Annotated in this window: 16 protein-coding genes and 1 riboswitch; of the genes, 11 read left to right on the top strand and 5 right to left on the bottom strand. The window is 50.8% G+C overall.

Annotated features, from left to right (window positions below):
• The first annotated feature begins 197 nt into the window (after positions 1-197).
• The gene (locus tag X474_RS07930; protein WP_044347998.1) at positions 198-1,184 is read left to right on the top strand and encodes a hypothetical protein; all 987 of its coding nucleotides are present in this window, start codon (positions 198-200) and stop codon (positions 1,182-1,184) included.
• Between the two features lie 286 nt (positions 1,185-1,470).
• Positions 1,471-2,217, top strand: a complete 747-nt coding sequence (locus tag X474_RS07935; protein ID WP_044347999.1) for a hypothetical protein — start codon at positions 1,471-1,473, stop codon at positions 2,215-2,217.
• 64 nt (positions 2,218-2,281) lie between these two features.
• Here the strand turns inward: X474_RS07935 and X474_RS07940 are convergent, their stop codons facing one another.
• Positions 2,282-3,559 (bottom strand): tetratricopeptide repeat protein, encoded by a 1,278-nt coding sequence (locus X474_RS07940; protein ID WP_156360675.1) that lies wholly within the window; start codon positions 3,557-3,559, stop codon positions 2,282-2,284.
• Positions 3,556-4,446, bottom strand: coding sequence for a multiheme c-type cytochrome (locus X474_RS07945; protein ID WP_044348001.1), 891 nt, complete (start codon positions 4,444-4,446; stop codon positions 3,556-3,558). The genes X474_RS07940 and X474_RS07945 overlap by 4 nt, the downstream gene beginning before the upstream one ends.
• 500 nt (positions 4,447-4,946) lie before the next feature.
• On the opposite strand from X474_RS07945, the gene X474_RS07950 reads away from it, so the two are divergent.
• From X474_RS07950 to X474_RS07960, 3 genes are all read left to right on the top strand, one after another.
• Positions 4,947-5,843: an alpha/beta hydrolase gene (locus X474_RS07950; protein ID WP_044348002.1), complete on the top strand. Its 897-nt coding sequence runs from the start codon at positions 4,947-4,949 to the stop codon at positions 5,841-5,843.
• Positions 5,844-6,185: 342 nt separating this feature from the next.
• Positions 6,186-7,304, top strand: a complete 1,119-nt coding sequence (locus tag X474_RS07955) for a transketolase C-terminal domain-containing protein (protein WP_044348003.1) — start codon at positions 6,186-6,188, stop codon at positions 7,302-7,304.
• On the top strand, positions 7,297-8,595 hold the full coding sequence (locus X474_RS07960) for a thiamine pyrophosphate-dependent enzyme (RefSeq protein WP_044348004.1): 1,299 nt from the start codon (positions 7,297-7,299) through the stop codon (positions 8,593-8,595). Before X474_RS07955 ends, X474_RS07960 begins: the two co-directional genes overlap by 8 nt.
• A gap of 110 nt (positions 8,596-8,705) precedes the next feature.
• Positions 8,706-8,894: riboswitch (cobalamin riboswitch) on the top strand.
• A gap of 719 nt (positions 8,895-9,613) precedes the next feature.
• Here the strand turns inward: X474_RS07960 and X474_RS07965 are convergent.
• Together X474_RS07965 and X474_RS07970 are read right to left on the bottom strand one after the other, a co-directional pair.
• Positions 9,614-10,141, bottom strand: a complete 528-nt coding sequence (locus X474_RS07965; RefSeq protein ID WP_044348005.1) for a metal-dependent transcriptional regulator — start codon at positions 10,139-10,141, stop codon at positions 9,614-9,616.
• A 625-nt stretch (positions 10,142-10,766) separates the two neighbouring features.
• The gene (locus X474_RS07970; protein ID WP_044348006.1) at positions 10,767-11,411 is read right to left on the bottom strand and encodes a cytidylate kinase-like family protein; all 645 of its coding nucleotides are present in this window, start codon (positions 11,409-11,411) and stop codon (positions 10,767-10,769) included.
• Between the two features lie 2,369 nt (positions 11,412-13,780).
• Here X474_RS07970 and X474_RS07975 point away from each other — a divergent pair.
• The 5 genes from X474_RS07975 to X474_RS07995 all read left to right on the top strand — a co-directional run bounded on the left by X474_RS07975 (position 13,781) and on the right by X474_RS07995 (position 18,461).
• Entirely contained in the window at positions 13,781-14,932 is a 1,152-nt protein-coding gene (locus X474_RS07975; RefSeq protein ID WP_044348007.1) for an ABC transporter substrate-binding protein, read from the top strand.
• A gap of 92 nt (positions 14,933-15,024) precedes the next feature.
• On the top strand, positions 15,025-15,921 hold the full coding sequence (locus X474_RS07980; RefSeq protein WP_044348009.1) for a branched-chain amino acid ABC transporter permease: 897 nt from the start codon (positions 15,025-15,027) through the stop codon (positions 15,919-15,921).
• 2 nt (positions 15,922-15,923) lie between these two features.
• The gene (locus X474_RS07985; protein ID WP_052515000.1) at positions 15,924-16,973 is read left to right on the top strand and encodes a branched-chain amino acid ABC transporter permease; all 1,050 of its coding nucleotides are present in this window, start codon (positions 15,924-15,926) and stop codon (positions 16,971-16,973) included.
• Positions 16,970-17,752 (top strand): ABC transporter ATP-binding protein, encoded by a 783-nt coding sequence (locus X474_RS07990; protein WP_044348010.1) that lies wholly within the window; start codon positions 16,970-16,972, stop codon positions 17,750-17,752. Before X474_RS07985 ends, X474_RS07990 begins: the two co-directional genes overlap by 4 nt.
• Position 17,753: 1 nt before the next feature.
• Entirely contained in the window at positions 17,754-18,461 is a 708-nt protein-coding gene (locus X474_RS07995) for an ABC transporter ATP-binding protein (protein ID WP_044348011.1), read from the top strand.
• Positions 18,462-18,720: 259 nt separating this feature from the next.
• On the opposite strand, the gene X474_RS08000 is transcribed toward X474_RS07995, so the two are convergent.
• Complete coding sequence (locus tag X474_RS08000) at positions 18,721-19,200, bottom strand: acyl-CoA thioesterase (protein WP_052515001.1); 480 nt, start codon at positions 19,198-19,200, stop codon at positions 18,721-18,723.
• 342 nt (positions 19,201-19,542) lie between these two features.
• On the opposite strand from X474_RS08000, the gene X474_RS08010 reads away from it, so the two are divergent.
• Positions 19,543-22,254, top strand: coding sequence for a glycosyltransferase family 39 protein (locus tag X474_RS08010; protein ID WP_044348014.1), 2,712 nt, complete (start codon positions 19,543-19,545; stop codon positions 22,252-22,254).
• The last annotated feature ends 49 nt before the right edge of the window (positions 22,255-22,303 follow it).

Here is a 22,303-nt window from a genome sequence, read left to right on the forward strand (position 1 = left end):
TTGATCCACAATGGCGATTCAGCCCAAGGCGTTTTGGGCTTCTCAGTGCCTTTATCAAAAAAAACAGCCGACCGGTTAAGGCTTAAGGCGGGGTTTGCAGGCGTTAATATTCCCTATGAAGCTTGCCCCTGTCTGTGAGGCAATGGGTTGTTCTGTTAAAGCGCATAGTTTGAGCTGGTTATGCAAATAACCTTTAATTGTTAATATCTGAAATAACCCGGAAGCGGCATTCGAATTACGAGGGATACCGGGAAGGCGGTCTACTCGGAGGTCTGAAAAACACGGCCATTACCTTTATCAAGAGAAAGGCCGTACAAAAGGTCACCCAGAGAATCATGGGTTATCAACACAGGGCAAGGACAGCGGCCCGCAAGGCCAAGCTCGATCAATGGAAACAGGCCCAACGCTCCCACAGATTCAAACAGGAGCGCCAATACGGCAAGGCCATGGTGAAGCGCCTGGCGGAATTGCAGAGTAAAGACAACACCGCCAAGGCAGGCGGGGCAGACAAAAAATCCTTGAGGCTTTTGAGCAGGCAGATCATGGACCAGACCGCTGCCATCAAAAACGCGCCTCATGCCAAGGGCTATCTCAAATTCAACGCCACCTCAAAGGAAAAGGCGGCCTACGGCGCCTGGGACCGCAGGCACACAAATAAAATAGTGCGGGAGTTGAAGCAGGACCTTGCCCGCCAGGGATTTGATGCCAACGAGCTGAGTTTCAAACCTATCCGCAACTCGGGCAACACCTCGCCCGGCATGGACCTGGACCTGGCCATGAACAGCACCAGCGGAAATACGGTGCGCTATAAAGACCCTCAAACCGGCAGGATCCGGCACCTTGGCCTGTACACGGCAAACGCCATGGTCCAAGACCGCTTTAACACGGTCTATGCCCGGAACTCAGGCGGCCGCAAGGCATCGCAAGCCTGGCAGAACGTGACCACCAGCCGCCATCTGGAGGCCTATGGAGACACCAATTGGCTGCGCATAAAAAACATGCAAAACAAAGGCATCGACCCCAGATGCGCCCTGGACCCCAACTACGCCGAAGACGCCGCCAGGGTCACCTTGTATAAGGCCCATGAAATGCGCCGCCACGGAGGCACATTTACAGACAATCAAAACCGGGAGATTTACCGGGGAACCGCGAAGGATATCAAGACCAAGTTGGCCCCCTTTTAAAAAACAGGATAAACAAGGCGTCCAGCCAAAAAACCAAACTGGAACTGCAGAAAAAGCTGGGCTTTTACAAAAAGCTCTCCAAGGCAAGGGACAAGGCCAACCAGGACCCAGTGGCAGCGGAGCGGGAGATCAACCAGCTCACCGGCTTTGACACCATAGACACGGTGGGGATGGTCTCCGCATCCCTGGAGGCCCTGGGCAAATGGTAGGTTTTGCCTTTTGAAATCCGTCTGAAGAAGTAGATAATTAAGAATAACCCGGCTACCTAAAACTGAAAGAGGTCGTCATGTTGCAAAAAACTTTGAAGATCAGTGGGTTGTTGACATTTCTTTTATGTCTGGCGGCCTTTTGCACAAGCCCGGTTTGGTCTGCCGACTCCAATATGCCTAAATCGGGCCAAAGTTCCATGGTGGTGGTGGACGGTTATTTTAAATTTCATCCCGGAGCCTGGGCTCTGTACAAGATTCACGATCTTAAGAAAAACAAGCGTTCCACCATGTTCATCTCCACCCTGGAAAGAGAAGAAAGGGACGGCATACCGGCCATATGGATGGAAATCGCAATCACCCCCGAGGGTGAGGGCCGGGTGGTGACCCGGGTGCTTATGGAAGAAACGCCCAAGGGACCCGGCAAACCTTTGGAGGTTATTGTCCAGCCCAACGGAATGGACCCCTTTACCGTCCCGGATAGTTTTCTGAAAGAAGGCGAAAAAAACGCCCAGCAACCCAGGACCATCAAGCCTCAGGATGGCTCTGCCAAGACAATCACCCTAAAAACCAGCAAGCGCAAACTCAAAGCCATAAAAGTAGAGGCCGAGGATGAAAAGGGCAACCCGGTAAAGGCCATAGTCTGCGAATATATTCCCCCCTTGGGCCTGGTTAGGGCAGAGACCAAAGACATGACCATGAAGCTGAAAAGCTTTGGCAAAAAAGCCAAAACCAAAATTAAGGGAGAACCCATGAATTTTTACCTGTGGCTCACCATGCAGATAGGCAAGGGCCTGTCTGGAGGAGCCCAGGGAAGCGGTAAATAGTTAGTTGATAATAAAGCCGTTTGGCAAGATCCAGGATAACTTCGCCGAAAAGTTGGCAGCCCGGTCAATCAGCCGGGCCGCCGCTTTGCAAACGCCCCAACTGATAAAGCAGGCGCTTTTTATCCAGGCCGAACATGCGCCCGCTGTTGAGCCCCTTTTGAGGCACCTTTTCAGCCTCCCGCAGCAGCCCCTTTTCCCGGTGCATCCTGGCCAGCAAAAGGTAGCGGTCAGTATAACCGGGCCATTTGTCGATTGATTTTTCCAGCAGCCGAGCGGCCCGGATGGTCTTTTGCTGACCCTTCAACCAAAAGGCGGCAGTGGCCGCATATTTGGGATTAGGGGAAAATTCATAGGCCTTAAGGCACAGCATAGCCCCTTCGGCAGGGCTTTTCTCTACCAGTAAAAGCCCCAGGTTATAAGCGGCCCTGGCCAATTTGGGGTCATTCAGAAAAGCCAGTCTAAGGGATTTTTCCGCTTTCCCGTTCTTTCCCTTTTCAGCCCAGAAGAGCCCCAGGTTCAGGTTTACCACCGGGTTTTCAGGCTCCTTTTCCCTGGCCCTTATCAGGTATTTCAGGGAGCAATCCGCGCCCCCCCTTTGGGCGCAGGCCAAGGCAAGTTTTACCATGGGCATTATCTCATAACCGCTGATTCCAAGGGCTGTTTCACAGGCCTTTTGTGCTTTAGTGATCCTGCCCTGCCCGAGTCGATAATTTCCCAGATTGTAATAAGCCTGCCAGGTGTCGGGCCGGGCTAAAATCGCCTGGACCAACTCCTTGGCGGCAGCTTCCACTACATCCCTTTGCCCGGGAGAAAGCATTTGAAGGGGAAATGAGGCCAAGGCCGATGCCGCCCTCACCCTCACCAGGCGGGGCCCATGGCCCGCGGCCCTTACCAGAAGATCAAGGGCCCGGCGGTTTTGCAAATCAGACAAGACCGAAAGGGCGGCAGACCTTAGAAGCGGGGACGAATCTTTGGCCAACTCAAAAAGCACCTGCCATTTCTCTTCGTAAGGGCAGGAGATCAAAAGCCTCACCAAAGAAGTCTTGAACACCTCGTCACCTCCGGGGTCATTGAGATAGTCCAGCATTTCAGGAAGCCGGTCCCAGTCCCTGTTACGGGCCGCCTTGATCAAAGACGCCCGATGCAGGATCAGATCCTGGTGACTTGAGCCGTGCCATTTACGCACCAGGCGGTCGGCCCAGTCCGGTTCCTTGTCCCGGTGGCAGAGATTGCAGGCATTGGGCGAAGCAAACTCCCCGGTTGCACCGGAGGTGGGAGGCAGCATGGAATGGTCGCTTCTCATCATGCGGGCAAAGCCGGTCATGGGCATATGGCAATTCAAGCAACCAGGGGAATTGCTCCCCGGCTTATGCCTGCTGTGGGCTTCCAGGTTATTGATCCTCTTTTGGTGACAAGGGGCGCAGGCCTGGTTGGGTTTTTTTTCTGGCGGAACCTGCCGCTGGAGGTGTGGCAGTGGGTGCAATCCAGCTCCCCGGCCTTTACACAAGGGCTTAACAGCCAGGTGTTATAAGTGTAGTTCTCCCCCAGGTCCCGGCCGTCGGGATAAAAATCCGGATGCTCCATGGTCACCAGGTCGTAATGGTCCCAGAAATCATCGCCCGGTTCAAAGCTTGTGCTCAAGGCGATGGACTTGGCATGACGGGTGGAGCAGGTTGCGTTGTTCTGCTCATGGGTGAAGTCCCGGCCTCCTCTCTTTATCCTGAGATCCTCGGGAACAATCCCGGGCGGCGCTTCAGCGCAGACCCTTATATGTTCGGCCGCAGGGCCGTGGCAGGATTCGCAGTTTATGCCGGGCTCAGACCAGGTGGTGCCGTAGGTGTCTGTGGCCAGATCATAATTCTGTTTATATTGGCTCACATGACAGGCATAGCAGGCCGAGTTAAAGGTGTAGCCAGAATGTCTCCAACTCACCGGCCGATCCCCCTGGTGACGGACTCCGCTGGCTGCCGCATCAAACCAGAGCTTTTGTTTTACATCCACGGGCAGGGTCTGCAGCCTGCCCCGCTCCAGGGGGGTGAGGAAATAAAAAATGTTCTTGCCCCCCAGTACCTGGGTGATGTTATAGCGCGATTCCCCTTCGGGGCCTTTGTCCAGGACATAACCCTGCCCCGGCCCCACCTTGGCCTCATAGCTGTGGCCATCCACTTTGACCGCAGCTTTATGGGGGGTGAGGCTCTTTTCAGCGAATCCTTCCGTATAGGGCTGCATGGCCTTGCCGTGATGAGACGGGCCCAAAGTTGATAGAATTTTTCATGGCATCTGCGGCAACTTTCACTGCCGGTAAAGGCATTTTCACCGCTTTTTTGGGCAGAACAGTCTTCTAAAACTACCAAAACCAAAGTTATAAACGCAAAAACCAGTCCAATTCTTTCCAGGCCCAAGAGCAGGTTTTTGCAAATCATTTTACCCCCCAATCAGGTTTGAAACTGAAAAGGCTTCACCCCAAAAAATAATTCATATTTTGTAATCATATTAATATGAATAACACATACTGATCCATGCCCTTTCAAATTAATCAAAGAGACAGGTCATGATTTTTAAGGGTAAAACTCGCCCTCGCTATCCTGCTTTTAGTTATGAACAAACATGAGCCGGATACCCCCCCGGTGAACGCCTTGCTCTCCAGGGTGTAAAATCAATTGAGCTTGCAACAAGCCCGGGCCGCGAGACCAAAGCCAGTCGCCCGTGTGCAGCACAAAAAGGTGAGCATGCCCGTAAAAAGCATAAAAGAGCCTGAATTCGGGTTAATCCCCGGCTTGTTCGGCAATCCCCCCCTGTTGGGTCTTTTAATTGCCATTCCCTTGCTGGTCCTGGCCTGTGCCTACCAAAAACCGGTCGCCAAAATCCATGAACACATAATTAACGGCGCACCCCTTGAAAAAGTGGTGGATATCCCCACCAGAAAAAGTGTCAGTGTACGGTTGCACCTTGTTGAGCCCAAAAGCGCAGTGGCCTGTCTGATCCTCTTACCCGGCGGCAACGGCAGGTTGGATATTGACGACTCGGGCAACCCGTCAAGGCTGAGAAACAATTTCCTGGTTCGCACCAGGCGTGATTTGGCGGCACAAGGGTTTTGCACCGCGCTTATGGACGCGCCTACAGACTGTCAGGACCACTGCGGCCTTTTATATGGGTTCAGGAATTTATTAGAATATAAAAGAGACATTCAATCGGTAATCGACTATCTGCGCGCCGAAACCAACCTGCCGGTCTGGCTGGTGGGCGCCAGTCGGGGCAGTTCAGGCGCCGCGGCGGTTGCCCAGGGAGACAAGCTTAAGCATCTTGCCGGAATTGTGCTCAGCTCTTCTTTGACCATACCCAATCAAAAGGGGCTGCAACTGCTTGAGCTGGACCTTGAATCAATAAAACCACCGGTCCTGCTCGTTCACCACAAAAAGGACGCCTGTCCCTACACCCCTTATCAAGGCGCAGGACAGATCAAGGCCAGGCTTAATAACGCGGCCGCTATAGAGCTGATAAGTTTTACAAAAACCATCCCGGCAAGTTCCGCCCCCTGCCAGGCAAGAAGCGCGCACGGCTTCTGGGGGATAGAAAAGGACGTTATCTCCGCTATCTGCAATTGGATTAAAGACCAAAAGCCTTAAAAAGTGAAGCCACACCTTTTAAGCCGTTTGGGAAGCATAAACCATTGGATCAATTTCGCAGAGCGTTACCTGTTTTTTTAAATTCTTACTCAATCTTCCGGAGTGTGGCGCCCAAGCTGCTAAAATTTAAGGAGATAGCGGCCCGGTAAAGTGAAAGGGCAATTCAAAAACCAACAAAACCGGCTTACACCAGACGTAAATTAAGGAAAATAAATGACTTTTTTTATTGATTCCCAGATTATCAACCTGTATTAGATAGCCTTTATCAGGGCTTCAAAAACCCCCAAACCACCCGGGGAGGAGCTGACCCAGGCTATCCCCGGCCAGACCAGGGAGAGCATAATGGGTCTTTGCCTTTTAGAAGGAAACGAGGCCATTGCCTGGGGTGCTCATGATGCGGGTTGCAGCTTTTTCGCAGGTTACCCCATCACCCCCGCCACCAGCGTCTTCAACACCATGCTGCGCCTTTTGCCGCCCAAAGGCGGTATTGTGATCCAGGGAGAGGATGAAATCGCCTCCATGGGTTACTGCCTGGGGGCTTCCATGGCCGGCCGCAAGGTCATGACCGCCACCAGCGGACCGGGAATCAGTCTTTACAGCGAGCATATCTCCTTTGCCGTGGGTTCCGAGATCCCCCTGGTGATTGTGGATGTGCAGCGACTTGGGCCCTCCACCGGTTCCGCCACCAGGGGAGCAGACGGGGATATTCAGTTCCTGCGCTGGTCCAACACCGGCGGCATCAGCGGGATTGTACTGGCGCCCACTGATGTAAAGGACTGTTACACCCTTACCATCCACGCTTTTAACCTGGCCGAACAGTACCGTTGCCCGGTTTTCATCGCCTCGAACAAGGAAATCGGGCTTACCAAGGAATCGGTGGACTTAGACGCCCTTGCCGTACCTGATCTGGTGGAAAGGGAATCGGCCCCTCCGGGAGGGGATTACCTGCCCTTTAAACCCATGACCCAAAGCCAGGTGCCGCACTTCAGACCCATAGGCGGGCAGGAGATCTCTCGCCAGACCTCTTCCACCCATGGAGAGAACGGCTACATAACCACCTCTCCGGCCGAGATTCAGGCCCAGGTTTCCAGGCTTGAACGCAAGCTCACAGCCAATGTGGACAAATTCAGCCTGCACGAATCCGAGATAAACGACCAGGCCGACACCTTGGTTCTTACCTATGGAGTAAGCGGCCGGGCCGCGCGCCAGGCCTGTCAGGAGTTGAACCAGTCGGGCCGCGCCACTTCGGTCGCGGTTTTAAAGACCCTTTGGCCGGTTCCGGAAAACCTTATCCAAACTCTCGCCAAGGGAGCCAAAAGGGTATTGGTGGTTGAGATGAACCTGGGCCAGTATGTGCGGGAGATAAAACGCCTTCTTCCCGGCCACAAGGTGGAGTTCCTGGGGGCCATGGACGGCAAGCTGATCACCCCAAGCCAGATAAAGGAGGCGGTAAATGGCTGACAGGACTTTGCTTAACCTGAGCCGACCCCCGGTCTTCTGCCCTGGCTGCTCCCATGACAGCGTACTCAGGACCCTGGACAAAACCTTTGTACGCATGGGGCTTAACGGCCGGGATATAGCCATGGTCAGCGATATCGGCTGTTCCGGGTTGTTTGACACCTTTTTCAACACCCACGCCTTTCACGGCCTGCATGGCCGGGCCCTGACCTATGCCTCCGGGCTTAAGCTGAGCCGCCCGGACTTGAATGTGGTGGTGACCATGGGTGACGGCGGCCTGGGAATCGGCGGGGCCCATGTGTTGGCAGCCTGCCGCAAAAACCTGGATATCACCCTTTTGGTGCTGAATAACTTCAACTTCGGCATGACCGGCGGTCAATGCTCGGCCACAACCCCCAACGACGCCCAGGTAAGCTCCGGTTTCTTAAACCGGCTGGACCGGCCCCTGGATCTTTACGGCGTGGCCACAGCCGCGGGCGCTCCTTTTGTAATGCGCTGTTCAGCCTATCAAAAAGACCTGAGCCAAATCATGGAGCAGGCCATAAATTACAAGGGTTTTGCCATCCTGGAGATCGAAGGCGTATGTCCGGGGCGCTACACCAAGCGCAACAAAATCACACCCAAGACCATTCAAGAGGGCCTGGACGCGGACCAAAGGCCCCAAGGCCCCATACCCGAAAACCAAAGAACCGAGTATGGCGATGCCTACCGGGCCGAATGCGAAGCTCTTGAGCCATTAGGCAGGCCTTTGACCATAGAAAAGCACTTCAATCCGCCCTTTGAAGGCAGGGTGAGTGTTTCGCTTCAGGGCTCGGCCGGTCAAAGAGCCATCACGGCAGGGGAGCTCCTGGGCCTGGCCGCCCAGTCCGCCGGGCTTTACGCCACCCAGAAAAATGAATACAACATCACAGTCCTGCGCGGGCCTTCCATTACCGAACTCAATTTTTCACCTGTGCAAATAGGCTACACGGGTATCGAAAAACCCGATGTGGTCCTGGCTCTGGCTCCGGAAGGGGTGGAGCGCAGAAAGGAAGTCTACGCCAAATTGGGGCCTGAAACCCTGGTGATTCAGGCAGCCGGAGTTGAGATCCCCGAAACCGGGGCTCAGGTGCGTCTGGTGGATTTCAAGGGGCAAGGCCTCAAAAACGTGGATTGGTCCCTTGCCTCCCTGGCTGTGCTGGCCAAGCTGAACAAGGTTATTACCCTGGATATGCTGAACTTAGCCCTGGAAAATCGCTTTAAAGGAAAAGTGCTTGAAATTAGTAAAGTTCTGGTCACCAATGTAGAGCCGTGACCTCAGGAAAATTAAAGACAAGCAGCCCTTTGCAAATTGTAAGGGGCTGCTTACCCTGGTTAAGGCCAATTGAAGTCTTGACAGCATACCCCCATAAGATGTATACCCAAAGCATAGATAGTGGAGTCGGTGCCCTCTGGGCTTAATAGGGAAGACGGTGAAATTCCGTCACGGTCCCGCCGCTGTAACCGGGGACAAAATCCGCAATTAAAGTCACTCTTTCCTTTCAGGGAAAGGGGAAGACGCGGAAAGTAGGCTGAACCGGAAGTCAGAAGACCTGCCCACCCACAAACCTGAATAAACCGGCGAGGAACCGGAATCAGGATACTCTGGGGAGATGAAGAAAACAGGGTGCAATCCCCCAGCCGGTTATGCGGGCTGGGGGTTTTTTATTGCCCTTGAAGCGCATACCGGGAACTCCTTCCCGTTTCCCTGATGTTAGGGCCGACACCAGGGATATCAGTTTTCGGGTCCTGGGGGTCCTTCCCTTCCTCCAGGACCCATTTTTTTGCCTGGTTTCAACGGCAGTTCGGGTTGCGTCCCCGCCCCTTTTATTTTGAGACGTAAGATTTTGCCGGTGTATTTAAATTGCTCGCTTGACTTGCTTGCAATTTGGCGGGTTTTGTGCGTCAAAAAACAGCCCAGATACAGCATAACTATTTAAATTAATTATGTAATACTTACATTAAGCGTGTAGCGGCCTTGACTTCACAAAAAACAAGCATCTGCATTGGCAGATGCTTGGAACGGATCAACCAACTTAGCCGGTTCGTGATTGCAGAAAAGTTGGTTAAGGATCTTAAAAATGTGCGGTACGTTCAGATTAAGGGCCGGCAAAGCCCAGACAGGCTTTGCCGGCTAAAAGGCTTCTTATTTTATTGAAAGTGATAATTACGCAAGTCTTTTCCCAAAGCGTACCACCAATACGGCTGTTCCGCCTCTGGCTCAAAATGAAACCACAGTGGGCCATTAACTTTCCAGTTTCAGCCAAACTGGTATTAAAACCAGACAACAACTCTCAACCGGAGCAACCTGCCAGGCCCTTGTGTTGTTTGGATCTAAGCTTCTCCAGGCACTCCCCGCAACGGCTCTCCTGAACCCTGCCTTTGCAATAACTGCGGAATGACTCCAGCCAATCCTCACCAGTGCGCGGACACCTGCGCATGAAACTTAAAAAGTAGACCATGCGGTCCATTGCCTGGGAATCAATGGCATGCTCCACCCTACAGGCATTGGCGTCGGCATGTTCCGACTCCAGCTGGAGGAAATCCTGAAAAAACTCCTTTAACGTCTCATGCCTGCGGATAATTTCCTTGGCTATTTCCTTACCTTTTTCGGTAAGAGTTGTATAGCTGTAGGGCGTATAGTTGATAAGGTCCCTCTCGGCCAAGGTTTTTAGCGCTCCGGTCACAGATGCGCGGGAAACCCCCAGCCGGTCTGCGATATCCTTCGCTCTGGCCACCCTGCTCTCATCTTCCAGGCGTAGGATAACCTCCAGGTAATCTTCCAAGCTGGCGGACAGGCCTTCTTTATGATTAGAATCCATCTCTATATTCTTCCCTTGTAAAGGTTCACTGTTATTATGTCGGTTCCAGCTCTGCCTGGCAAGAAACTTTTTTCATTTCTTAAACTATATTTAAACTATTCTATTTTGATTTGGCGCCCAAGCAATATAGTCAGCATCAACGATTGTCAATCCTCCTTTGATATGTTCTGTATCCAACTAGTTAACCTACCAAAAATAATATATTTTCTCCTTACGCCACTAACCCGGAAATTTGAACCCTCTTTAAAAAAATCACTTTTAAAAAAACATAACGCTGCACTCCACATCAGTGAAAAATGATACTAAAATTTAAGCATTACAGTAATTCTGAAATTAAATTAGGATTTTTGAAAAAATTTTAAACCTATATTTATTTTCAGTTAATCGCTGATATCAGCAAGGCCAAGTAGAAAAAAATTCCTGACATCACACACAAAAAATAAGCTGGTTCAATTCGAAAAACTTAATTAAAATAAATAGTTATCTTATAGATTAAGATAATTTACGAAACACATTAATGTTACACTTAATATGACTTTAAAAATGCTTTAGGTTTTGAAAAACGGTCAAAAGACTTTATTACCGTCTCAAAAGCATTGATTGCAATCAAAACCGGCCCGGAAAATCAGTCCCAAATGGGAGAGGATGATTCATCTATAAAACGGAACAAGAGGTTGCAGATCTGATCCCGGGCCATATCCAGGCTCAGCAGGCTTGTATTCAGCACCATATGGTAGTGAGAAGGGTCATCCGGGTTTGTATGGCCAAAGTTGGTCATAAAACGGGCCCGTTTTTTCTCATGCCGGGTGACCATGCGCTCGGCTTTACCCGGATCCATTTGGTAATGGTCAACTAAAAACTGGATACGGTCTTTGCGCTCCGCCACCAGGAGCACCGACAATACGTTCGGGTTGTCCTTCAGTATGAATTGGCTGCCCCTGCCCACAAAGACCACGTTATCCTCTTCGGCAATCCTCTTTATAACCTTTTGCAAAAACGCAACGTATTTCTTTTCATCGAAATCTTCGGCAGAACCGCTTACATGGCGTTCAATAAAATCAGAGGAAACCAGGTTGGATAAAAAACGCATAAGGTAGCCGCCGGCTTCTTTTTCAACTCCCTCCACCCATTCGAGCGAAACTTTTGCCTCTTCAGCCACCTTCCGCAGTATGCCGGAATCTACAAATTGATACTTCATGCGCCTGGCCACCATCAATCCAATTGTCTTCCCCCCGGCTCCAAATTGACGCGATATACTGAGTACTGCCATATCTCACCTCGCCTTGTTGAATTTCGGCAAATTAACGGCTTTAAAGCACTCGATATGGAAAAGCCCCTTTATACACTTCACAGGGATCAACCTGAAAACACCAGATTTTCGTCAAACGCATCCATGAAGAAGAGACTTACAATTTGTCGTAAAGGGACGAGTCACACTCCCCGAAAACCATAAGCGCCATATATCAGACAATCAGCAGCATCTTTTTTAACAGGCGGAGTTCAGAAGGCCGGCAAAGGTGTATAGCACCCCTTTGTTTACCAGCCCACATAGCCGGAAAATCCGGTAGGGCCCTTTATCGAAACTCCTTTCCCGGAAAGGCTTCTTTCAGCTGAAGCCCGTTCCGGCCGGCTCCGATCGAATCGGCCTAGTTTCCTACTTAAATAATATATAAATCACTCAAGAGAAGGCAAATCGGTTTTATGCTATATGGTCGCTATAAACATTTTTCTGCCCTCGCAGAGCCTCACGCACGATTTTTCTCAAAACACATTAGCTACATGTTTCACTATTTGACATTTTTAGGAATCCCCCTGGAAATACAATGACATATAAAAAGGCATACGCCTTTTGCAAATTTCAGGGCAACCCAGGTGATCACATATGCAGATTTGCGGCGGTGATTAAGGCCAGATTAAGCAACAGCCAGCATCCACCTTGAATAGTTAATCTTTAACTTAGGAATTATTCCAACATAAACATTTTGAGATAGATCACCCAAGCCCTGCTTTTAAATTAGATAAGCATCAAAGCAATACATCAGTAATACAATTTATTTAAAACGATGCTAAAAGCGAGATAAATCGCATTTCAATTTCCATCCACCCCTTGCATTTTTACTTAAGCGGTTAATCAATAAAGACTATCCGGCATTTTCATCGTCCCGGCGGAGAATCCTGATTACCGGGTTGGCATGAACCTAATTGCGCCACCTGTTGTGGAATTAACGTCCAGACTCAAAAAAACATCCCTCAGCAGGATCCGGCCAAGTCACCCGTCAGGTATCTTTCCAAAAAAAACAAATAATAACAAAGAGTTAATATGGAATTTGCTTCATGATATCTCAACTGAAATAAAGCTGGGGGGCAGGATCACTGTAGAGGAACAGCTTTCATGCACCTTTGGTTTAGGCCGATTTTTAGAAAAGGACACAAAATTTTAACCAATTTCATCGAAACAAAACCATCATACGGCTCAGTTTCCCACCAAATGGTTGCCTTACACCTCAAAAAATACCTAGCGGTATGATTACGGCAATACTGTTTCCATCCTAAACCTGCCACCGGTCAGCTCCTTTACCAGGGGCTTAAATTGAAAGAGGTCTCAAGAATCCGGACTTTATTTTTTTCCTTAGAGCTAATTTCCCTTATTTGCATACCAAACGGTCGCCTGGATACATACCCTTCTTAATAGGTGTTATATACAACTAATTAATTTACTTTGTTTTTTTAAAATCATAACTTTTCTATGCAACCGGCACGACTGTTGCTTTACTTGCTGTTCTAGAAAACAAACGACTCCAATAGAAAATTTACGCGGCAATTTTCATCCGGGAAAACTCAGGATAGTCAAAATGAAATAATATCCTTAAAAAAATATTTATTATTAAAAATTAGTATGTTGACTATCATTAACCAAAATAAATAACTACAAAAATACTTACCAGTGAATATTTTTCAGTTATTTGAGTCTTGGATAACATGGCCGAATTCAACCCACAACATGTCAATGCTCTACATAATAAAGCCCCATAAACACTCTTTCGGAGGATTGTTTTACTTAATTATACAGGCTCCCAATATACCTTTTTAAAAAAACCACTAGGAATGATCTGGATTGACACAGATATGCGGCGAATGATAAAAAGGTCTGTCTTCAAAGGCAGAATGCTTCTATGCCTTTTGTTGACAAAGTCAAGCTTTATTTAAAAACAATATTTTGAAAAATATATTATTGACAAAGGCAAGTTATTTTTCTTTTATAACTTATGCCCTGCAAAAAATTTCACCATGAATAGCATTCATATAAGAGTGCTGCCCGGTAGGAGTTTAAGCCCGGTGTATTTTCACATAGCCTGTCCAACAAAGGCTACTTAAACGGGTTTGGCGCTTATGTTGAACCGTATCGACGGGAAAAGTCATAAAACTTTAGAAAGTTAGAGAATACGAAGCCTTGCCGGATATGGATCGATATCTGAACAGGGCTTGGAACACCAAACAAATTAGTTCACCAATCAGTCGGGAAATGGCCACCCTATGAACAAGGCGATTAAGGTGGACGACTGTTAATAAACTGGTTTTTTGGCCTGACTTTTAAGGCAAGGCGAATAACCACACCCAAAACTCAAGGGAGGATCGTCAATGAACGGCAGAAAAATAGTGACCTTTTTGGGAGTTGTGCTTTTTGGGCTGGCCCTGGCTATAGGCCAGGCGGGACCCGCCCAGGCCGCTGATACCATTAAAATTGGTGTGGGCGCTCCCTTGACCGGTGACGCAGCCGCCTACGGCGACAACATTAAAGAGGGCGTGGGCCTTAAGGTAGCTGAAATCAATGCCGCCGGCGGTATTAACGGCAAAAAAGTAGAGCTGGTCTTTGGAGACGACCTTTGTGCTCCCAAAGAGGCTGGCACCGTGGGCACCAAATTCGCCAATGACAAAGAAATTGTCGCCGTAATCGGGCACGTATGCTCCTCTGCCACCCTGGCGGCCATGCCCATCTATATTCGCAAGGGCCTGCCCTGCATCTCAGCCACCTCCACCAACGCCACTATTGGCAAGGTCAGTAAAGGCTGGTTCTTCCGCAATTGCTACACCGATGACTACCAGAGTGAATTTTTGGCCAACTATGCCCAGAAAATGCTGGGACTCAAAAAAATAGGCATTTTCTACGAGCAAAACGACTATGCCATCGGCTTGAAAGATGCCTTTCTCAAGGCGGCCAAGGGCTTGGGCCTGAAGGTTGTGGGCGCCGAAGCCTATACCAAGACCATGACCGACTTCGGCCCCCAGATCACCAAAATCAAGGCCGCCAAACCCGATGGCGTCTTTATCTCCGGTTATTACCAGCAAGGCGCCCTGATCGCGCGTCAGGCAGAAAAGGCGGGCCTTAAAGCCGTCATCTTTGGTGGCGATGGTCTGGACAATGCGGACTACATCAAACTGGCCGGTCCTTCGGCCAACGGCTCCTACCTTTCCGTCCCCTTCCTGGCCGAAGCTTCCGGACCCGCCGGGCAGAAATTCGTGGCCGAGTTTAAAAAGAGCGCCAAACGCGACCCGGACTGGATGAGCGCCAACGCCTATGACTGCATGGCGATTCTGGCCGAGGTTATTGCCAAGGTCGGACCGGACCGCAAAAAGATCAGAGACGGCCTTGCCGCTTACAACTCCCCGGAAAAGGCCTTTAAGGGCATCACCGGAAAAACTTACTTTAACGAGTTCGGCGATTGCAGGAAGCCCGCCTTTGTCAAGACAGTCAAGGACGGGAAATTCGCACCCGCCAAGCAAATGCAGTAGGGAGACTTAAAAGACAATGTTCCCACCGGGCGGCAAAAGCGAATGCTTTTGCCGCCCCCTCGTCCAAATACGCAATCTGAACAGGTGCAACCTTGTTTCTTGAACTATTATTCAACGGAATAACCTTGGGCGGAATCTATGCGTTGATCGCAGTAGGCTACACCATGGTCTACGGCGTGATCCAGCTGATCAACTTTGCCCACGGTGAGGTTTACATGCTCGGCGCTTTCTTTGCGCTGACCTTTATCACAGCACTAGGCATGCCCTTTTACGCCGCCTTTGCCCTGGCCATGATCTGCGGGGCGCTCTGCGGCATGGCGCTCGATGTAATCGCCTACCGTCCCTTGCGTAATTCGCCGAGGCTGGCGGCGCTTATCACCGCTATCGGCATGTCCATCTTCCTGCAGAACCTGGCCATGATCATCTGGGGCTCCAGGCCCCTGCCCTTTCCCCAGCTCGCCTTACCGGAATACATGAACCAAACGGCTTTTCATGTGGGAGGCGTGAACCTGACCTGGTTGCAGATCTTCATATTTACCTGCGCAGTGGTCTTTATGGCCGGGCTTAATTTTATTATCCATAAAACTGATGTTGGCCGCGCCATGCGGGCCATCTCCCAGAATAAAACCATGGCTGCGTTGGTGGGTGTCAATGTCAACCGGGTGATAACGATCACCTTTGCCCTGGCGGGCAGTCTCGGCGCCGCAGCGGGCATTTTAGTGGGGGCCTACTACAACTCCCTTTTTCCGACCATGGGATACGTGGCCGGGGTCAAGGCCTTTGCCGCTGCGGTTTTGGGAGGGATCGGCTCTGTGCCCGGCGCCATGCTGGGAGGACTGATCCTGGGCATTGCCGAGGCCTTTGGGGCCGGTTACTTAAGCTCGCTTTATCGTGACGGCATCTCCTATGCGGTGATGATAGGGGTGATCATCTTTGTCCCGGCCGGTCTGTTCGGCAAACTGAGCCGCGAAAGTAAAAAGAGTCTGTAACCATGAATGCATCAAACCCTACCAAAAAAAATACAGATATAATATTGAAGCTGGGCATCCTATTCCTGGCCGTCATATTACCCTTTGCTCCTTTTGTCTCGGAATATATGCTCCATGTCTGCATATTGATATTGCTTTACATGATCCTGGCTTTGGGGCTGAATGTCATCCCCGGATTCAACGGCCTTTTGGACCTGGGCTTTGTGGGCTTCTACGGCATAGGGGCCTATACCTCGGGTCTTCTCACCGTGCATTTCGGGCTTTCCTATTGGGTGATAATCCCACTGGCCGCCCTGAACGGGGCGTTATGGGGCGTGCTTTTGGGCGCCCCCACTTTAAGGCTCACGGGTGACTATTTCGCTATTGTCACCTTTGGCTTTTCCGAATTGGTGGTGCTTTTCCTCACCAACGAGATCTGGCTGACCAGGGGCCCCCTGGGTTTGCCGGGCATTGAACCGGCTTCTATTGACCTTTCATGGCTGGGGCTGCCGGTTTTTTACCTGGAAGGAGATACGCCCGAAGTTTATTTCCTCATTTTGGGCATGGTCCTGGCCACGCTTTTCATCATGCACCGAATAGAAACCTCACGGCTTGGGAGGGCCTGGTTCGCCATCCGCGACGACGAGCTGGCCGCAGTGAGCTGCGGCATCAACATCCTTAACTACAAGGTCATTGCCTTTGCCATTTCCGCCGGGGTCGGCGCTGTGGGCGGAAGTTTCTATGCCCGCTGGGCCATGGTGCTCTCGCCTTCGGATTTTGTCTTCTGGGAGTCTTTTTTAGTGCTCTGCATGGTGGTCCTGGGCGGACTGGGCAATATCTGGGGCGTACTGGTGGGCGCTGCGGTGATGGTGGGCCTGGGTGAACTTTTACGTGTAATTTTGCCTATGTTGGGCCTGCCCATGAACTCGCGCTTTTTGTTCTACGGCCTGATCATGGTCCTGATGATGCGGCTTAAGCCGGCGGGTCTGTTCCCCATACCGGCTGTGGCAGCCCAGATGCGGGCCGCCAAGGTACAACGCAGAAAACCGGCCACAAAGGCGGTGGAACAATGACGGCTCTCCTAAACGTTGATAATCTTAGTAAGAATTTTGGTGGAGTCAAAGCTCTGCAAGAGGTGAGCTTTGATATCAATCCTGGTGAAATCATCGGCCTCATTGGTCCCAACGGCGCGGGCAAAACAACCCTGTTCAATTGCGTGGCCGGAGTGGACAAGCCTTCCGCCGGGACCATAAACTTTTGTTCCCCGGGTGAGGAGCCCAAGAGTATAGGCGGTAAAAAGCCGGAAAATGTAACCGCCCTGGGGATTGCCAGGACCTTCCAAAACATACGGCTTTTTGATGCGCTGACGGTTTTGGATAACGTAAAAATCGGGCGTCACTGCCGCACCACCTCCAATTTCCTGGGAGCGGTGCTTCATACCCAAAAACAGCAAAATGAAGAAACCTCGGTTTATGACTATGCCAAAAAGACCTTGGAATTTGTTGGTCTTGTAGGTCATGACCATGAAACGGCTTCATCGCTTTCCTATGGTGATCAAAGGCGGCTGGAGATAGCCAGAGCACTGGCCACAGGCCCCAAACTTCTGATGCTGGACGAACCGGCGGCCGGAATGAACCCCCAGGAATCGGCCTCCCTGATGAACCTTATCTTCAAGATCAGGGATCAGGGCGTCACCATTTTACTGATCGAGCATGACATGAAGGTGGTCATGGGTGTGTGTGACCGGGTGGTGGTTATTAACTACGGCCAATGGCTGGCAGAAGGCGATCCCAGGGACGTGGCTAAAAACCCCAAGGTTATCGAGGCCTACCTGGGCGGCGGGACGGATTGAGATGCTCCTTGAACTCAAAAATATAAAAACGAATTACGGCAACATCAGGGCTCTTAAAGGCATCTCCCTTAACGTGGACCAGGGAGAGATCGTCTGTCTTATCGGAGCCAACGGGGCCGGCAAATCAACAACCTTGATGACCATAAGCGGGGTGCTCACCCCCATTGAAGGGGATGTGCTCTACCAGGGCAGATCCATTGTGGACGACACACCGGACAAAATAGTGCAGGCAGGCATCAGCCAGGTGCCCGAAGGCCGCATGATTTTCCCCCTCTTGACGGTCAAGGAAAACCTTGAAATGGGAGCCTACCTGCGCAAGGACAAGGCGGAGGTGCAAAAAGACCTGGAAAGGGTTTACGGGCTCTTCCCCATTTTAAAGCAAAGGCTCAAGCAGCAGGGCGGAACCCTATCCGGAGGGGAACAGCAGATGCTGGCCATTGGCAGGGCTCTTATGGGCAGGCCCAAGCTTCTGATTCTGGATGAACCCTCCCTGGGGCTGGCTCCGATTGTGGTGGGAGCCATCTTTGAAATCATCAAAACCATCGCCGAGCGGGGAACCACTATTCTCCTGGTGGAGCAAAACGCCCAACTGGCCCTGGAATTCTCCGACCGCGGTTATGTGCTGGAAACAGGGTTGATCACTTTGGCCGACAGCAGTCAGGCGTTAAGTCAAAATGAGGAGGTTCGCAAGGCATATCTCGGCGAATAGAATCAAAAAAGCCACCGCTGATTACAAACAACCTGAACACGGGCCGTGGACTCCTCCCCCAATAACACTTTTTGGAGACCTGAATGACGGCCAGCTAAATCACGATCTCTTATCAAGGGTGTGCAACTGAAAACACTTGCCGGAACTATAAATTCTCATCAAGTGGCCTTTAGAACAGTTCCGGCGCACCTACGCAAAAGGCAAAAGTTCCTGCCGCTTTCTTAAAATGAGCGGCAGGAACCACAAAAACCGCAAGTTTTTACTTTTTCTTACCGTTCAATTGCTGGTAGTAGCGCCTGCGTTCGGCGGCCATGCGGCAGAGCTCCTCCTCTTCTTTTGTTTTCAGGATCAAAGGAGGAACAGCTACCGACGCACCATTTTCATCCTTGGCCACAAAAGTGACAAAAGCAGAGGCCACCTGGTTTATTTGCCCGGTGCGAGGCTCTTCAGACTCCACCTGCACCTCAATATCCATGGAGGTTCTGCCCACCCGCAAAAGGCGTGCATGGAGAATCAAAAGTTCTCCGACCTTTACCGGCTCCTGAAAAACCAGGCGATCCACGCAGGCTGTGACCGCAAGAAAACCGGAATGCCGCCGGGCCGTAACCGCGGCTGCGTCGTCTATCTGCTCCATTATCACACCACCGTGCACAAACCCTATGGGGTTGGCATGATGAGGCATCATTTGCACTGTCAAGGTGGCCTTGGAGTCGGCCACGGTTTTGCCTTTTATGCTCAATTAAGTCCTCAAACTATGGGATTGGGGTCCGAAGCGAATTCAGTACCAAGTAATTTTATAAGTAAACTTAAAAAATTGAACTTACAGGTGAAAAGGCTAAAAGGCAAATCAAAGAATTCCCCCAAAAGGCTCAGCCCAAGGGCTTTCGCTCCTGAAAACCAGACAGGCAGCTCTCCACCGGGTCGGCCCAAACGAATTTTGGCGTTTATTCCACTCCCTTAAAGCGCACGGCAAAACAAGCAATATTTTGATGGAGTAATTATAGTGTGCTGTTTTAAAATCCTGACAGGCTGATTATCTGAACCTACCGTGTCATCTGAATACCCGATTGTCAGGAAAATCATGCGCGCCCAATCTTCTAAAACCATCAATCTGAAAAACACCACGGCACAAAGGCTGGACCCCCATGAGCTGGTTCCCCTTGCCAAGTGGCATTGGCTCATACTGGGGTTTGTCTTTTTATTGGCCTTGACAATACGCCTGCCTGAACTGAGCAGGCCTCTTTTGGACGCCAAGTCGGCCTGGGTGGGCCTCATGGCGACCCACCTTAACAAAACCGGCGAATTCAGCGCCTTTCTCTGGGGGCATCACCTTACAGGCAGCCCCAACGCCTTGTTGGCCGGACTTTTCTTCTCTGTCTTCGGAGTCAGCCGCCTGAGCCTCAATCTTATGGCGTTTTTTCTGTACCTTGTCTTTCTTTTGGGTGTCTTTGTTCTCACCAGGGAGCTTTATGGACGCAAAACCGGATTATGGGCGCTTTTCCTGACAGGCATTGGGCCCGATTTTATGATCAAAAGCTCCCTTTTGGCCCAAGGGGGAGGCATGGAACTCCTTTGCCTGGGGGTTTGGCTCTTTTGGTGCACAGTCAAGGCAGTGAAAAAACCTGCCCAAAGCAAAACTTTTCAGGGCTATGCCTTGACAGCCTCACTTTTGGCCGGTCTGGGCTTCTGGGCTCACCCGTTTTTTATTTGTTTTATCCTGGCCAGTGGCATAATTTTTTTACGCCAGGCTCCAATTTTTTTTACGAGCCCGCGCATTTTTCTGCCTATGGCGGGCTTTTTGGCCGGTGCTTCGCCTTTAATTCATCACAGCCTTAACCACCCACTGGACTATTTTAAAAAACTGAGTGTTTTTTTCGGCCTCAAAAACCTGCCGCTTAATCTTAAAGAAAACCTGTTCATAGATCTGAGCCAGGCCCTGGGATTCTTCAGGGCGCAGAGGCCTGAGCTGCAAGTTGCCTGGTACGGCTGGGTTATGGCGGGTTTTTTCCTCTTCTTTGTCGGGGTGGCGGCTCTGGCTTGGGGCAAGGACTTGGCCACCTCGCCTCCAAAACCCGGGGAACAGGACAGTAAATCCAGAGGCAGCGGAATTTTATTATTAAGTCTGATATTTACGCTGGCGGTCTACCTGTTCATCGACCCGCGAATGATAAGCAGACTCAATTCTCTTCTCGGCCTGCACCTCTTAGCCCCAGTGGCCCTGGCCTATGTCATGGTGTGTGTGGGCCAGGATAAAACCTGGTTCAAGGCAGGGATGCGCATATTGACGGCCTTGACTGTTTTAATCTGGCTGAGCCAATCATTTGGCCATAATTTTACCCAAAAACCGCTGAACTACCCACAAGGCACGGAGTTGGCCCACAAGGCAGGTCAATGGTTCAACTCAAACAAAGTCAAACACGTTTACACCCTGTGTCCTGAACTGGCCCCCATGCTGAGCTTTGATTGTGGGGAAAAGCCGCTTTTCACTTCCACCGGTAACAAAATGCCCCTGGTGTATATGGAAAAAATATTCCGAATCCCAGGTGCGGGCTTTTTGCTGAAACCAAAAGACGCCCCGGCCCTCGCCGGAACCCTGGCCGAACTGGGGCTCAAATTCAAAAACAAGCATTTGGGAGATTATCGAGGTTTTTATCTGACCGGAGGGGCCAAGAAAAAATGCACTATCATCTCCGCTAGTGGAATAAAGGCAACCGCCGACAGCCTGGTCAGCCCAGGCCTCGCCCTGGACCAAAATATGGGCTCTTTTGTTGAGATCATACCGAATGCCCTGGGCAATCAGCACCTTACCCTGGACCTGGGCCGAACAAGAGAAGATGTAAGTCAACTCTGGATATTCGGGCAAAAAGGCCCAGGCCGACTTACCTTGGAAACCAGTTTAAACGCTCTGGACTGGAGGACCATTCTTATAACAGACAACCGGATGGGGACCTGGGCCGTGGACCAGAATAAACCGGTTCATTTTGTGGGAGCCTGCCTACAGGAGCTTAAATTCCCCCCCCACAAGGCCAGGTACCTGCGCTTAATGCCCAAGAACACTTCCAAATTGCCCTTAAGAATCAGGGAAATCATGGTGGGCATGGACCCAATGGCTAGTTCAGACCAGACTGCCGATGCCGCCCTATGGCTGGCCGGACAATTGAAAAGCTCGGAAAAGCTATGGTGCCCGCCTTTACTTTGGGCCCAAATGCCGAGGCACTTGAGGGCGGCTTGCAACGATGCGACAACCGGCTGCTCCCCTGCCCTTTTGCCCGATCCAAGGCTACACATGGCCACCAAATGCCAGAATCTGGCAGTGCCTCAAAACTGGGGCAAGGTCGCCAGAAAGGTGTTGTTGAAATCAGGTTGGTCTTTTCAGGAAACAACTTCCTATGGCTACACCTTTTTCCAAGCGGCTCCGCCAGTTTCCCCCCCAAATGGCAAATCCCGGCCTATTAAAAATTCCCTCCAGAAATCAAGGGTCCTTCAACTGGATCTGGGTCAGGTGCACTCTGCTAAGGCGCTTCAGCTTAGCTGGAGCGGTCCCGGCGGAATATCCAGGCAAGACATAACCCTTTATCACTCCTCAGACGGTGAGAACTGGTTTAAAACACCCTGCCAGTTGCGTCACTCGCCAAAACTTTACTGGGCCGGTTTCCTGCCCCTGGCCGCAGAGCCTTCCAGGGTCATCCTGGAGTTCAAAGACGTGAAATGCCGTTTCCTGCGCCTTGATTCAGGGCAATACCAGCCCGTGGCCCTGCCCCAAAAAATAAACGCCAGGGTATACGGCAACTAGCTGTTTTTAAGATATAATCAGGCTATTCATTCCAGTACGGCATATGCTC

The organism is Dethiosulfatarculus sandiegensis, assembly GCF_000931935.2.
GTDB lineage: Bacteria > Desulfobacterota > Desulfarculia > Desulfarculales > Desulfarculaceae > Dethiosulfatarculus > Dethiosulfatarculus sandiegensis.

Bases quoted from the DNA above. Each gene is read 5' to 3' on its own strand.
- X474_RS07935 (WP_044347999.1), top strand. From the start codon at position 1,471: ATGTTGCAAAAAACTTTGAAGATCAGTGGGTTGTTGACATTTCTTTTA.
- X474_RS07945 (WP_044348001.1), bottom strand. From the start codon at position 4,446: ATGCAGCCCTATACGGAAGGATTCGCTGAAAAGAGCCTCACCCCCCAT.
- X474_RS07950 (WP_044348002.1), top strand. From the start codon at position 4,947: ATGCCCGTAAAAAGCATAAAAGAGCCTGAATTCGGGTTAATCCCCGGC.
- X474_RS07955 (WP_044348003.1), top strand. From the start codon at position 6,186: ATGGGTCTTTGCCTTTTAGAAGGAAACGAGGCCATTGCCTGGGGTGCT.
- X474_RS07960 (WP_044348004.1), top strand. From the start codon at position 7,297: ATGGCTGACAGGACTTTGCTTAACCTGAGCCGACCCCCGGTCTTCTGC.
- X474_RS07965 (WP_044348005.1), bottom strand. From the start codon at position 10,141: ATGGATTCTAATCATAAAGAAGGCCTGTCCGCCAGCTTGGAAGATTAC.
- X474_RS07970 (WP_044348006.1), bottom strand. From the start codon at position 11,411: ATGGCAGTACTCAGTATATCGCGTCAATTTGGAGCCGGGGGGAAGACA.
- X474_RS07975 (WP_044348007.1), top strand. From the start codon at position 13,781: ATGAACGGCAGAAAAATAGTGACCTTTTTGGGAGTTGTGCTTTTTGGG.
- X474_RS07985 (WP_052515000.1), top strand. From the start codon at position 15,924: ATGAATGCATCAAACCCTACCAAAAAAAATACAGATATAATATTGAAG.
- X474_RS07990 (WP_044348010.1), top strand. From the start codon at position 16,970: ATGACGGCTCTCCTAAACGTTGATAATCTTAGTAAGAATTTTGGTGGA.
- X474_RS07995 (WP_044348011.1), top strand. From the start codon at position 17,754: ATGCTCCTTGAACTCAAAAATATAAAAACGAATTACGGCAACATCAGG.
- X474_RS08010 (WP_044348014.1), top strand. From the start codon at position 19,543: ATGCGCGCCCAATCTTCTAAAACCATCAATCTGAAAAACACCACGGCA.